This window comes from Candidatus Poriferisodalis multihospitum (assembly GCF_028283155.1).
GTDB lineage: Bacteria > Actinomycetota > Acidimicrobiia > Acidimicrobiales > Poriferisodalaceae > Poriferisodalis > Poriferisodalis multihospitum.
This window is the reverse complement of the sequence record NZ_JAPYOK010000120.1, coordinates 1-13,257: the sequence shown is the minus strand read 5'-3', so window position 1 is coordinate 13,257 and position 13,257 is coordinate 1. Positions and strand designations below refer to the sequence as shown.

12 protein-coding genes and 1 pseudogene are annotated in these 13,257 nt (G+C 68.1%); 3 read left to right on the top strand and 10 right to left on the bottom strand.

What is annotated here, in order from left to right:
- Positions 1-18: 18 nt before the first annotated feature.
- The 3 genes from VI480_RS14410 to VI480_RS14400 form a co-directional block, all read right to left on the bottom strand.
- Positions 19-1,065, bottom strand: a complete 1,047-nt coding sequence (locus VI480_RS14410; RefSeq protein WP_323673558.1) for a hypothetical protein — start codon at positions 1,063-1,065, stop codon at positions 19-21.
- A 92-nt stretch (positions 1,066-1,157) separates the two neighbouring features.
- Complete coding sequence (locus VI480_RS14405) at positions 1,158-1,862, bottom strand: histidine phosphatase family protein (RefSeq protein ID WP_323673557.1); 705 nt, start codon at positions 1,860-1,862, stop codon at positions 1,158-1,160.
- Complete coding sequence (locus tag VI480_RS14400; RefSeq protein WP_323673556.1) at positions 1,831-2,220, bottom strand: hypothetical protein; 390 nt, start codon at positions 2,218-2,220, stop codon at positions 1,831-1,833. Before VI480_RS14400 ends, VI480_RS14405 begins: the two co-directional genes overlap by 32 nt.
- A gap of 185 nt (positions 2,221-2,405) precedes the next feature.
- On the opposite strand from VI480_RS14400, the gene VI480_RS14395 reads away from it, so the two are divergent.
- The 3 genes from VI480_RS14395 (at position 2,406) to VI480_RS14385 (ending at position 5,967) form a co-directional block, all read left to right on the top strand.
- Positions 2,406-3,047, top strand: a complete 642-nt coding sequence (locus tag VI480_RS14395) for a GNAT family N-acetyltransferase (protein WP_323673555.1) — start codon at positions 2,406-2,408, stop codon at positions 3,045-3,047.
- A 95-nt stretch (positions 3,048-3,142) separates the two neighbouring features.
- Positions 3,143-4,447 carry a serine hydrolase domain-containing protein gene (locus VI480_RS14390; protein ID WP_323673554.1) on the top strand — a complete coding sequence of 435 codons (1,305 nt, stop codon included), beginning with the start codon at positions 3,143-3,145 and terminating at the stop codon, positions 4,445-4,447.
- 62 nt (positions 4,448-4,509) lie between these two features.
- Positions 4,510-5,967 (top strand): mycothione reductase, encoded by a 1,458-nt coding sequence (locus VI480_RS14385; protein ID WP_323673553.1) that lies wholly within the window; start codon positions 4,510-4,512, stop codon positions 5,965-5,967.
- A gap of 33 nt (positions 5,968-6,000) precedes the next feature.
- On the opposite strand, the gene VI480_RS14380 is transcribed toward VI480_RS14385, so the two are convergent.
- The 7 genes and pseudogenes from VI480_RS14380 to VI480_RS14350 form a co-directional block, all read right to left on the bottom strand.
- Entirely contained in the window at positions 6,001-6,978 is a 978-nt protein-coding gene (locus VI480_RS14380) for an isopenicillin N synthase family dioxygenase (RefSeq protein ID WP_323673552.1), read from the bottom strand.
- Between the two features lie 8 nt (positions 6,979-6,986).
- Positions 6,987-7,574 carry a hypothetical protein gene (locus VI480_RS14375; protein ID WP_323673551.1) on the bottom strand — a complete coding sequence of 196 codons (588 nt, stop codon included), beginning with the start codon at positions 7,572-7,574 and terminating at the stop codon, positions 6,987-6,989.
- A gap of 8 nt (positions 7,575-7,582) precedes the next feature.
- Positions 7,583-8,662 (bottom strand): selenide, water dikinase SelD, encoded by a 1,080-nt coding sequence (gene selD / locus VI480_RS14370; protein WP_416246705.1) that lies wholly within the window; start codon positions 8,660-8,662, stop codon positions 7,583-7,585.
- A 106-nt stretch (positions 8,663-8,768) separates the two neighbouring features.
- Positions 8,769-9,905 (bottom strand): glycoside hydrolase family 3 protein, encoded by a 1,137-nt coding sequence (locus VI480_RS14365; protein WP_323673549.1) that lies wholly within the window; start codon positions 9,903-9,905, stop codon positions 8,769-8,771.
- Positions 9,905-10,828, bottom strand: coding sequence for a nucleoside hydrolase (locus VI480_RS14360; protein ID WP_323673548.1), 924 nt, complete (start codon positions 10,826-10,828; stop codon positions 9,905-9,907). Before VI480_RS14360 ends, VI480_RS14365 begins: the two co-directional genes overlap by 1 nt.
- Positions 10,825-11,541 (bottom strand): hypothetical protein, encoded by a 717-nt coding sequence (locus VI480_RS14355; protein WP_323673547.1) that lies wholly within the window; start codon positions 11,539-11,541, stop codon positions 10,825-10,827. Before VI480_RS14355 ends, VI480_RS14360 begins: the two co-directional genes overlap by 4 nt.
- Before the next feature lie 24 nt (positions 11,542-11,565).
- Positions 11,566-13,257 (bottom strand): annotated as a pseudogene (locus tag VI480_RS14350) (glycine dehydrogenase (aminomethyl-transferring)); the annotation flags it as partial.

The following is a 13,257-nucleotide window of genomic DNA, read 5'->3' as shown; positions in this document are numbered from 1 at the left end:
GGCCGCCGCTGGGCCGGCTCAGGCCAGCTCGCCCTGGAGCTGGCCGTCGATGACGACTGCCTCGCCGTCGAGGAACACGCTGTGATTGCGCATCGGCAGGTCGAAGTGGCCCAGCGTGTGCCGGCCGGCGTGCTCGTTGGCCCCGGTTGAGTAGAGGAAGTTGCCGGCGAAGGCTCGCTGCTCGGTTCCGTTGGTCTGGCTCCGGTCATACATCGACAGGGTGTCCCAGCGAGCGCCGGGGTTCATGCCCCACCCCACGTGGCTGGTGGCGTACGCCTCGCGGTCGCCCCATGCGTCGGTGTAGCTGCGGAACAGCTCGGCATCGGTTCCGGCACCCTCCACGTCGACCACGTAGTCGTCGCGGATCTGCAGCGTGACCGGCGATTCGATGTACCGCTTGAAGGTGAGATTCATGTCGCCGCGATCCATCACGATGGTGCCGTTGACGGTGTCGGCCTTCGGGAAGGCCAAGCAGAGCCCGCCGGGCCAGTGGCTGATCGTGCCAGGCCGGGCGGTGTAACCCCAGCCGCCGCCGCAGGGTGCCCCGCTGACGTCGACGACCAGATCGGTTCCTGCCGCCGAGGTGACGTGCAGCTCCGAGGCAGCGATCAGCTTCTTGATGCCCACCTTGACCTTCGGCTCGAGGTCCGGTTCCGGTATGAGACGCTCGAGGGCTTCGGGGTGCTCATTGGAGACCATCAAGACCCGGGTGCCCTCGCCCAGGATCTTCGGAAGCTCCGGGGCGTGCAGCAGCCCCTCCACCGTGCAGTCGACGACGAAGTCCACCGCGCCGAGCGCTGCCAGAACTGCCGCTGAGCCCGCGATGGCGTCGGACGCCCCGGTCGATCTCACCGGTACCGGTGCCGACTGGCGCGGCGTGGGCACCACGACATGAATCGGGGGCATGCCGAGCCGGTCCAATGCCAGTTCGGCCAGGTTCACGTTCACGGATCGGCTTTGGCTTTCCGACAAGATCGCCGCGGTCTGGGGCGGCTCGACGCCGCACATCTCGAATACCGACGAGAATGCGTCGATCCACTTCGCTTCGATTCGCTCGACCAGCATCTGGTCCTCCAGATTCCCGCAGTTCGCTGCCTATGCGCCAAGTTAGAGGCTGGGCGAGCGGGCGCGTCCGCCCGGGAGGCAGCAGGATGCCCTCAGGCCGCTTCGACCGCGGCGAGGTGAGCGGCGTCGTTGAATCGCCGCACCTGCCAGAGGCGTCGTCCGTTCAATTCGAGCAATTCCAGCTCGGTGATGGCGGTTACCGCAGTGACCACGCCGACACCGCGATGGCTGGGCGCGATGCCGAATGCCATCGCCATTGCCGCAGAGGAGATACCGCCGTGGCATCCCACGAAGACGGTCTTGCCCACATGGGCCGCAGCAATGTCGTTGAGTGCCTGAGCAACGCGGTGGCGGAAGCCGGCACGGCTCTCGCCGCCCTCCACCACGGGCGTGTACGGCTGGTCCATCGGCTGGATGAACCCGAAGCGCTCGCGTGCCGCCTCCCACGTCATGCCGTCGGCAGGCCCAAGGCGCATCTCCTCGAGGTCGTCATGGAGATGAACCTCGAGTTTGCCGTGCTCGGGTCCGTTCCCCAGTGCCGGCAGGACGATGTCGGTGGTCTCGCGAGCCCGGGGCAGCGGCGAGGAGTACGCAACGTGCACCTCGGGTTCACGGCCCGAAGCGAATCTGTCGCGCAGCGCCGCGGCCTGAGTTCGGCCCCGGTCAGTGAGGCCCCGGCATCCCCGGGGTCCGCCGACGATCCCCTCGGCCATCGCGACCGACTCGCCATGGCGGACGATCAGCAAGCGCGACAGGAGTTGCTCGTCAGCCATATCGCCTGCTGCCGACATCCACATCGCCAGACTCTACGACCGCGCATCGCCCGCCGTTCGGTGCAGCGTCCGCGACGTCGGGCGGTTCAGCGACCGTGCAGGATGCGGCGAGCTTCAGCGAATTCGGGTGGAACACCGGCACGGCGTCGCTTCGAACGTCTCTGGCCACGCAGAGCCCAGGAATGTCCTCGGCCGCTGTGACGACAGCGCCCACCGCATCGACGAGACGCTCCGCTTGACGCGAGAACACGAGCGCCTGGACGCCGCCGTGGGCCCCGGCAGCCGGATGGGAGAAGCCGCTGCGCTCCAGCCGCTCGACTGTCGATGCAACGGTGAGGTCGGCGCCACCGACAAACAAACAGAACTCATGCGTAGTCATCATGGGTACTTCACCTCTCGCTGCGTCGCCTGATGCCGGAAGCCCTGGTCACATGGCCAAGCGCCCGGCGGGTCTGCGGCACTCTAGTAGTGGTTGCTTACCTGCTGTCAAGAGCATTATTTTTCATCTATTTCCATATTTTCTGTGTAGTTTAGGAATCTGTTTCTGGCGTTGTAGCCTGATACCCGATGACAGGTGACCTGGCGGTGCCAGCTCCGCACAACATCGCCTACCGAGCCATGGCGGCCTCCGATGTCGGCTCGGTGCCTGTGGGCTGCATGGGCGAGGCCGACGAGCTGGACGCGAGAATCGCCACTCTCGGTTCTGCAGCAATCCTGGCGTTCGACGGAGACCGCCACGTCGGCCAACTGCAGTTCCGGCAATACATCGGGGGGCAGCGAAGCCCCGACAGCATCTGGGACCCGCTGTACTGGATGGACTTCGACGACCGGGCACCGAGCCTTCCCCCCGGCACGATCAGCGTTTTCTGCTACCACGTCGGCCAGCTCGACGACACCGACGACCGCGACAGCCGCTACTTCGGTCAGGGCATCGGGGCCGGGCTGCTCGACCACCTCTTGGAGTGGGCGGCCTCCACGGGCGTGGCGGCCGTGGTCGCCAAGGCGTCGCCGTCGTTGAGGCCGGTGATGAGCTTCATGGGCGGTCAACCCGTCGAGGTCTATGAGGAGCGGGGCTTCCAGACCGTCTCGAGCTGGTCCGACCCCGACCTGGCCGCAGCGGTCGTCGAGCGTGGCATCGCGACCGCCGAACAGCTCCCGGCCGCGGCCACCGTCAGCTGCTGCGTCCTGAACCTGCCCGAGATTCGCTGACAGAGCCGTCGGCAGGTGCCTGCGCCGTAGCCTGCGGCCCGGTGGCATCTGGCCTGAGGATGTCAGCGCCGCGAGCAGCAGAGACAGGGGCAGCGATGGGATCGATCACCTCAGACATCGAGCCAGCCGTCGAGCCGGCCGAGGTGGGCTTCGACGCCAGCCGGCTGGGCCGCATCGCCGCGCACCTCGATCGATATGTCGACGACGGGCGTCTGCCGGGTGTGTCGGTGCTGCTGACGCGTGGAGGCCAGATCGCCTACACGCACCGCTACGGCCAGCGGGATTGCGAGCGATCGCTGCCGGTCACGCCTGACACGATCTATCGCATCTATTCGATGACCAAGCCCATCGTGTCGATCGCTGCAATGCAGCTCTACGAGCAGGGGTTCTTCCAGCTGAAAGATCCTGTCTCTCGCTGGATTCCGGAGTTTGCAAATGCACGCGTCTTCGCCGGCGGCAACGTGATGCAGTACCAGACACGAGAACCGGCAAGCGCCCTCACCGTCCACAGCCTGCTGACTCACACTTCCGGGCTCACCTATGACTTCCACTTCGCCAACGAGGTCGACGCGCTCTACCGGGCCAACGGATTCAACTGGGGCGCCCCGGGCAACCTCGAGGAAACCTGTGAAGCCCTCGCAGCGCTCCCGCTGCTGTTCGATCCGGGCACCGAGTGGAACTACAGCTACTCCACCGACGTCTTGGGCCGTGTCGTGGAGCTCGCCTCGGGCCAATCGCTCGACGAGTACCTCATCGAGCACGTGACCGGGCCGCTCGGCATGGTCGACACAGGCTTCGAAGTGCCTCCTGCCGATGTCGAGCGATTCGCGGCCAACTACACGACAGCCGCGCTGGCGGCGCGCGACCCAGCGGGCAACACGGGGCCGACGGTGCCGGCATACCGCGCCGACGATCCGGGCTTGGCGCGCACGCTGATGGACGATCCGCGCACATCGGCCTACCTCGGGCCGCCCAAGATCCTCTCGGGAGGCGGCGGCCTGGTGTCGACCATGGGGGACTATCACCGCTTCACCCAGATGCTGCGCAACGGCGGCGAGCTGGGCGGCGCCCGGGTCATCGGCCGGCGCACCCTCGAGTTCATGACCAGCAATCATCTGCCCGGCGGGACCGATCTCACCGAGTGCGGCCGGGCGCTGTTCTCCGAGGCGGCCTTCGACGGCGTCGGCTTCGGCTTGGGATTCTCGGTCGTGCTCGATCCCGCCAAGGCCAAGGTCGTCTCCAGCAAGGGCGAGTTCGCCTGGGGAGGGGCTGCGTCGACGGCATTCTGGGTGGACCCGGTCGAGGACATCACGCTGGTGTTCCTGACGCAGCTGCTGCCGTCGAGCGTCCACCCGATCCGACCGGAGCTGAAGGCCCTCGTGTACCAAGCACTCGTGTGAGGCGTGCGGCGCCTCGCGGCCAGCAATGCGCCCGGCGTGGCCGGCGCTGATTGACTGCGCCCATGTCAGACTTCGACCTGGTCATCGTCGGAACCGGCTCGGCTAACTCCATCCCCGGCCCTGAATTCGACGACTGGTCGATTGCGATCGTCGAACGGGGCGTCTTCGGCGGCACCTGCCTGAACGTGGGGTGCATCCCCTCCAAGATGTTCGTGTACGCGGCCGACGTCGCAGACACCATCGCGACGGCGGGCAGCTACGGCATCGCCGCCAGCTTTGACAGCGCCGATTGGCCCGCCATTCGGGATCGCGTCTTCGGGCGGATCGATCCGATTGCCGACGGCGGACGTGGCTATCGAATCGGCGCCGAATGCCCCAACATCACTGTGTTCGAGGGCGACGCGCGTTTCGTGAGCGACCGGCGTCTGGCTGTGCGCATGCACGACGGTTCTACCGAGTCGGTTTCGGGCCGCCACATCGTGCTCGGCGCCGGTGCCCGGCCGCACCTCCCGCCTTATCGAGGTCTCGGAACCGTGCCATTCCACACGTCCGACACGGTGATGCGGCTCGATTCCCTGCCGGAGTCGATGATCGTGCTTGGCGGGGGATACATCGCGTGCGAGATGGGCTACGTGTTCTCGGCACTGGGTACCAACGTCACCGTCGTCAACCGGGGCGAGCGGCTGCTGCGAGCCGAGGACGACGATGTGTCTGCTGCGTTCACGTCAGCGGCAGAGCGCCACTTCGACCTGCGACTCGGCGCGACGGTGACCAGCGTCAGTGGCGGCGGCGATACAGGGGAGGGGGCCCGTGGCGATTTCGCCTATGCCGCCGACGGCTCGCCGAGTGCCCGCGGCAATTCCTACACGGTCGAGTTCACCCGCGACGGTCGTGCCGAGTCGGCGCAAGCCGATGTGCTGCTGGTGGCCACCGGCCGGGTGCCCAATGGCGACCAGCTTGCGCTCGACCTCGGAGGGGTGGAGGACCGGGACGGTCGCGTGCTGACCGATGAGTTCTTTCGCACCTCGGCGCCGGGCGTGTGGGCCTTCGGCGACCTGTCCAGCGAGATCCAGCTCAAGCACCTCGCGAACGCGCAGGCGCGAGCGCTGAGACACAACCTGCTGGTGGCCGAAGATCAGGCAGCCGGGCCGATGCGCAGCGTGGATGAGCGACTCGTGCCCCACGCGGTGTTCTCGCACCCCCAGGTCGCGTCGGTGGGCCTCACCGAGCGGGACGCACGTGCATCTGGTCTGCCGATCTCAGTGGCGAACAAGCCATTCGGCCATACCGCCTACGGCTGGGCGATGGAGGACAGCACCAGCTTCGCCAAGCTGATCGCTCACGCGGAGACCCGCGAGCTGCTCGGCGCCCACATCATCGGCCCGCAGGCCTCGACTCTGGTCCAGCAGCTGATCCAGGGCATGTCGTTCGGCCAGACCGTCGACCAGATGGCCCACGGGCAGTTCTATATCCACCCGGCGCTGACCGAGGTGATCGAGAACGCCCTGCTCGAGCTCTAGCCGGGCGGCCTGGCCTGATTCAACCTGCCGCGATCAATCGATGCGGCGGGCGTCGGGGATCAGGTTGATCTCCCAGATCACCTCTTCGAGTCGATCCTCGGCCGAGATTGCCTCATAGCGGCAGGGTCGCTCTGGCGTGACGGTCGACGGCGCTGGCGTGAGGATGGTCGACGGGCGGGGGTGGCAGAACTGCACCACGCTGAGGCGGCTGTCGTGCTGGTCGGGGTCGGCCTTGACGCGATGCCAGCCGGCACCGATCAGGCCATTGGTGACGTGCTCCAGCATGATCCCCGAGTTGATGATGACGTGATCATGCGGCGGCGCCGCATCTATCCATTCGTCATCGATTCGGACCTGCAGCCCGCGGTCGGTCGCTCTGGGCAGGGCAGTGATGAGGTTGATGTCGGCGTGCTCGTCCGCCCAGACGTGGCCCTCGCTGCCGCCGCTCGGGGCGCTCGACATCGGCGGGTAGTGAATGGCCCGGGACAGGTGCGTGCCGTAGGTCGTCATCCTGTCGAAGTAGGTCTCGTGGGCACCGATGCCCTCGGCGATCACCCGCAGGAAGCGCCGCTGCAGCTCGACGAGCCGCCGGTGGAACTCGGTGAGGACGTCGCCGGCATCGGCGATGTCAGCGTCGGGGAAGATCGACGGCCGGTACCACCGGCCGTACCTGGTCGTGAGCGGATGGCCGGCCGGAGGCTGGTCGCTCCAGTTGAACATCTCCTTCCAGTCGGGCAGATCGGAGATGGCGGCGGTCTCGGTCAGGCGGCCGGTGTAGCCGCGGGCGCCGAACGACTCCGCGTCGACGTAGCGCCTCTTGGCGTCGGGCTCGAGTGCGAAGAATCTGCCCAGCACGTTGTAGGCGTCGTCGAGCAGCCCGCCGGAGAGGTCGTGCGCGGTGTACACGAAGCCGGTGCGCAGGCTGGCCATGACACCATCGGTGACGGCCCTGCGCTGCACCGCTGAGCCCTGCTCGAAGGCCAGCAGATCCACATCGAGAATCTCGTCCATTGCGCGTCTCAGTCTCCTTGCTCGGCTCTCAGCCAGGCTTCGTAGTGCGCCGGGTCGGTCCAGGCGCCGGTCGCTGCGTCGAAGCGGGCTGCCTCGGGCGCCATCAGCGCCGGGTCGGTGGTACGGGCCTGGGTGCTCGACACGGCGCCGACCCAATCCGGCAGGTCGAGGACGAGGTCGGCGGGGCAGCCGTGCGGCGGGCGGGCCGCGATGGCGACCGTCGGCAGCGCTGCAATGGAGGCGTCCCGGCGCGATGGGTCGTCGCCATAGAAGACCGGGTCGTGGATCTGCTGCCACTTGTCGGCGCCCATGACGATGACGTCGAATCCGGCAGCAATCTCCGACAGCAGCTGCGCTTCGGTGACGCTGATCTCGAGCCAGTCGAGTTTCTCGGCCATGTCCTCCAGAACGGCAATCCGGTCGACCAGGCGCGGGCGCTGCACGTCTTCCTTGGCGAGTGCTACCCGGCTCACCGACCACACGAGCACATCGAGGTGATGCTGAACCACCACGGCTTCGCTGATGGCGAGATGGGCAGTCGTGGGCGGGTTGAACGAACCGGGAAACACTCCCCGGCGCGTGGTGGTGGCGACCACGGCGAACCTCAGCCGGCGCCGGAGCCTGCGGTGATGGCACGCGCAATGGTGATCGTGCCGCTGCTGCCGGCGACCAGCTCGCCGATCACGGCGGCGTCATGGCCGCTGTCGCGCAGCTCTCGCACGGCATCGTCTGCGCGTGCCGGATCGCAGCTGAACAGCAGGCCTCCCGAGGTCTGCGGATCTGCGAGCACGGCGCGGGTGAGTTCGTCGCCGCCGTCGAGGCGCTCGGCCAGATGGTCGAGATTCCGCCCGGTGCCGCCGGGCACATGGCCGCCGGTCGCGAGCCGGATGACATCGGGCAGCATCGGTACCGCGGCGGCATCCACCACGGCGCTCACGTCGCTGGCCGCAGCGAGCTCTGCGAGGTGACCTACCAGCCCGAAGCCGGTGACGTCGGTGGCCGCTGTTGCTCCAGCCTTGATGGCCACGGCCGCGGCCGTGTTGTTGAGCCTGCACATCTCGGCCACGCCGGCCTCGTAGGTGCCCGACAACGCGCCGCCCCGGGCGACCGCCTCGAGCTCGGAATGCTTCAGCGCCGTCGCGAGCAGGCCGGTGCCCAGCGGCTTGGTGACCACGAGCGCCTGCCCCGGGCGGCCGCCCGCATTGGTGAGCAGGCCCGTGCCGTCGCTGGCCGGCGGGCAGGTGCCGGTGACCGACATCCCGTAGAGCGGCTCTGGCCCGTCGATCGTGTGTCCGCCGGCGACCACCCAGCCGCCTTCGGCGGCGGCATCGGCGCCGCCGGCGAGCACTTCGCCCAGCAGGTCCAGCGGCAGCACATCGCGGGGCCACGCCGCCACGTTGAGGGCGAACAGCGGGCTGGCGCCCATGGCGTAGATGTCGCTGGCGGCGTTGGCTGCCGCGATGCGTCCCCACGTGCGGGCGTCGTCCACGATGGGCGCAAAGAAGTCAGTCGAGGTCACCAGCAGCGCGCCGTCGTCGAGCCGCCAGACGGCGGCGTCGTCGCTCGTGTCGGTGCCGACCAGAAGATTCGGATGCGATGGGGGAGTCAGATGGCGCAGCACCTGCGCCAGCTCGGATGGCCCGAGCTTGCACGCTCAGCCCGCACCATGGCTGTACTGGCTCAGCCGGAACGCTGGGCCGTTCGCTGAACTCGTCTCAGCGCTGTGGGTCGGCACAGCGGCAACGGTACCGACGTGGCGCGCCGAGGTGGCTGTTTCGCCGTCACGCCCCTCAGTCCAGCAAGCCGTACTGGCGCTTCAGCTCCAGCACCCGCTGCGCCGACTCGTAGATCCGCTCCTCGGGGATCTCGCCCGACTCCACAGCAGCCAGGATCGCATCGCGAACGCGCAGCACCCGCTCGGCTTCGTCTTCGTGGATCTGGTTGGCAAGCAGCACCACGTCCACTCCGGCAGTGATGGCGCGCACCGCCGCGTGCTCCAGGGTGAACTCCTCGACGATCGCACCCATGCCCATGTCGTCGGAGATCACCACGCCGTCGAAGCCGAGCTCGTTGCGCAGCAGATCGGTGACGACCGCCGCTGACAGCGTGGCGGGCAGCGCCGTCGGGTCCAGTGAGCGGTTGACGACGTGGTTGGTCATCACCGCTCCGGCGTAGCCCTGCTCGAACAGCATCCGGTACGGAGCGAGCTCGACGTCGCGAACGAAGCTGTCGGTGACGTCGGTGACGCCCAGGTGCGTGTCGCCGACAGCACTGCCGTGGCCGGGGAAATGCTTCAGCGTCGGCACCACCGACTCGGCGCGCATCGCGTCCGCGAACGCGCCGGCATGTGCGGCCACCTCGGCGGGATCGGCGCTGAACGCCCGCCCCAGCGCACCGATCGCCGGGCTGTCGGGATACACATTGACGTCCACCACCGGTGCGAGATTCCAGTTGATGCCCGCTGCACGGAGCTCGTCGGCCAGCGCCGCGGCAGTCTTGGACGTCTCCGCCGCATCGGCGGCGCCCATCTCGGCGGCGGACGGCACCACGACCGGGAAGCCGTACTTCTGCTTCAGCCGGTTGACCAGCCCTCCTTCGGCGTCCACGGCGATCAGCAGACCGATGTCGCTGTGCTCTTGCAGGCTCGCGGTCAGCGCTGCGAGCTGGTCGGGCGAGACGATGTTGCGCGGCTGTGTGCCGCCGCTGCGCACGTCGTAGTCGTACACGATGAGCCCTGCGGGGCCGACCTCATCGAGCAGATCGGCGACTGCGGGCTCCAGGTCGGTGCCGGGAAAGCCGAACAGCAGCATCTGGCCCACCGCTTCGGGCAGCGTCAGGTCTCGCGCCTCAAGCTCGTCGCTGCCGCAGGCTGCCGCGGCGGCGGTTGCCGCCAGCGCCAAGGCGATCAGTGTCGCAATGCGGCGCATCAGCCGTGGCTGCGCACGGCGTCGACGATGAGATCGAGCGCCGTGGGGGTGTCGATGGCGTAGGCGACCTCGCAGTTGGGCACGGCCTCAGTACCCGGGCGCTCGTCCACCACCGTCATGCCGCGCGTCAGCCCGCCTTCGGTTTCCACGTCGACATGCCGCGCGCCGAAGGTGAACAGCTCGGGCCGGCTGACCGCCAGCACCGCACAGGGGTCGTGCATCGGCGCCGCCTCCAGCCCTGCCCGCTCGCGATAGCCGGCCAGGTAGAAGTCGAACAGGTCTGCCATGAACGCCGGCACCGTGCCGCCGTCTGCGCGCAACGCAGCGATGACCTCGGCCCCCAGGCAGAGCTGGTGGGTGAGGTTGAGACCGGCCATGCGCAGCACCTGCGCACCGCTGCGGAACACGATCTGCGCGGCATGCGGGTCGGCCCAGATGTTGAACTCAGCGCTCGGCGTCACATTGCCGGGCCCCACCGCACCGCCCATCAGCGAGATGCCGGCCACCCGCTCGACGATGTCGGGTGCCTGGCGGAAGGCGAGCGCCACGTTGGTGAGCGGCCCCACCGGCACGAGCCACACGTCGTCGTGCGTCCTGACCGTGGAGATGATGCAGCCGACCGCATCGGCGCTGGCAGCCTCGGTGTGCACGCTGGGCCGCGGCGGCCCGTCCAGGCCGGTCTCGCCGTGTGCACGGGGAGCGTGCGCAGCCGGCACCACCAGCGGGCAGTCGGCGCCCGCATGGACGGGAATGTCGAGCCCGGCGAGTTCGCACATGAGCAGGGCGTTCGCTGTGGTCAGATGCAGCGGCGCATTGCCCGACACGGTGGTGATGGCCAGCACGTCGCACTCGCGAGCCGCCAGCAGGATCGCCACGGCATCGTCATGGCCCGGGTCGCAGTCGAGAATGATCTTGGGGCTCACAGCTTGGTGATGCTGGGTGCCGGCGCGTCGGTCTCGCCCCAGTAGTGGGGCAGGCGCAGGTAGCCGAAGCGCGCCAGCTCCACGGCCGGCGGCAGCCCCTGGATTTCCTTGATCCGCTGGATGGAGCGGATGTGCGAAGCCATCTCGTAGAAGAGCATCCAGATCGCGCACTCGAGCGTGTTCACGATCATCCGCTCGTCGCCTGGATCATGCCAAGCCCCCCGGGGAAGCACCGTGATGGCGTCATCCCAGAAAAGCGTGCTGTGACGCGACTCCACCATCTCGCGGAACGTCTCCACCGGATGGGAAGCAACCACGTAGCGCATCCAGCTCAGGCCCAGGTCCAGCTTGTCGAGCAGATCGGGCACGTCCCAGAACAACCCAGGATCCAGCCGCAGCCCGTGCTTGTTGTTGCGCCCCTGGTGATGCTCCGACCACACGATCGGTTCGGGAATGTCGCCGTCGGGCCACAGCAGCAGCCCGCAACGGCGCTTCGCGAAGATCAGCGACACCCAGGCGATGTGGCTGATCTGCCGCCGGATCGACCACCACATCAGCTCCCGGTCGGGAGACTGGTCGTCGAGGTTGAGCTGTTCTTCGGTGAGCCCGTTGATTTCGGCGCGCAGCCACGTGTCGATGTGGGAGAAGTACGGCATCGTGCCGGCCGCAGCATCGTCCGGCATCTCCAGCACTGAAGGATCGACTCGTGCCATGCCCGAACGCTAGGCGCGCCGAGGTCAGTCAGTTTCGAAGGCGCGGGGGTCGGGGCAGGCGCACATCAGGTTGCGGTCGCCGTAGGCACCGTCGATGCGGCTGACCGGTGGCCAGTACTTGTCGGCAACGAGCGTCGCCACCTTGGTGCCCGCCGGATACGCGCCCTCGGCACGCGTGTAGGGGTGATCCCATTCGTCGGCCAGCACGTCGATGGCTGTGTGGGGTGCGTTGGCGAGCGGGTTGTCATCAGCGGGCCACTCGCCGCGCGCAACCCTGTCGATCTCGGATCGGATCGTCGCCATCGCATCGCAGAACCGGTCGATCTCCGCGAGCGACTCGCTCTCGGTCGGCTCGATCATCAGCGTCCCGGCGACCGGGAACGACATGGTCGGGGCGTGGAAACCGAAATCGATGAGCCGCTTGGCCACGTCGTCCACGCTGGCCCAATCCGAGAACGGCCGCAGGTCCACGATGCACTCGTGCGCGACGAGGCCGTAGCGGCCCTGGTACAGGATCGGGAAGTGCTCGCCGAGCCGGGAGGCCAGGTAGTTGGCCGACAAAATCGCCGTCTGGGTGGCTTGGGTGAGCCCCTCGACACCCATCATCGCGATGTACATCCACGGGATCGGCAGGATGCCCGCCGATCCCCAGGGTGCCGACGAGATGGCGCCTGGGCCGGTGTCAGGGCCCGCACTGGGTGCCAGGGGGTGGTTGGGCAGGTACTTGGCCAGGTGCAGCCGGCATGCCACCGGCCCGATGCCCGGCCCGCCCCCGCCATGGGGGATGCAGAACGTCTTGTGCAGGTTCAGGTGGCTGACGTCGGCGCCGAAGGTGCCAGGGGCGGCCAGGCCCACGAGCGCGTTGAGGTTCGCTCCGTCCACGTACACCTGCCCGCCCGCTTCGTGCACCTTCAGGCAGACCTGCCGGATGCCGTCCTCATAGACACCGTGCGTGGAGGGATAGGTGGCCATGAACGCAGCGAGCTGGTCGCCGTGCTCGGCGATCTTGGCGTCGAGGTCGTCGAGGTCGACATCGCCGTCGTCGGTGCAGCCCACTACCACCACCCGCATGCCGGCCATCACCGCGGACGCCGCGTTCGTGCCGTGCGCGGAGGAGGGGATGAGGCACACCGTGCGGTGTGCATCGCCGCGGTCGTCGTGGTAGCCGCGGATGGCGAGCAGCCCGGCCAGCTCGCCCTGGGAGCCGGCGTTGGGCTGCAGCGACACGGTGTCGTAGCCGGTGACCGCTGCCAGCCACCGCTCGAGGTCGGCGATGATCTGCCGGTAGCCCTCCCACTGGCCAGGCGGCGCGAAGGGATGGATGTCGGCGAACTGGGGCCAGGTGACCGGCGTCATCTCCGCAGCGGCGTTGAGCTTCATGGTGCAGCTGCCGAGCGGGATCATCGATCGGTCCAGGGCCACGTCGTACGAGGCAAGGCGGCGCAGGTAGCGCATCATCTCGGTCTCGGAGCGGTACGAACCGAACGTGGGATGGGTGAGGTAGTCGCTGGTGCGCTGCAGTTCGTCGGCGATTCCCGACGGCGCCGAGGCAGCCAGCTCGGCCACGGTGCCGACATCGGGAGTGCTGCCGCCGGGCAGCGTGCCGAACGCGTCGAGGAGGTGCGCCACCGTCGATTCGTCACAGGTCTCGTCCAGCGAGACGCTCACCGTGTCGGCATCGACGCGTCGCAGGTTGAAGCCAGTTGCGAGCGCGGC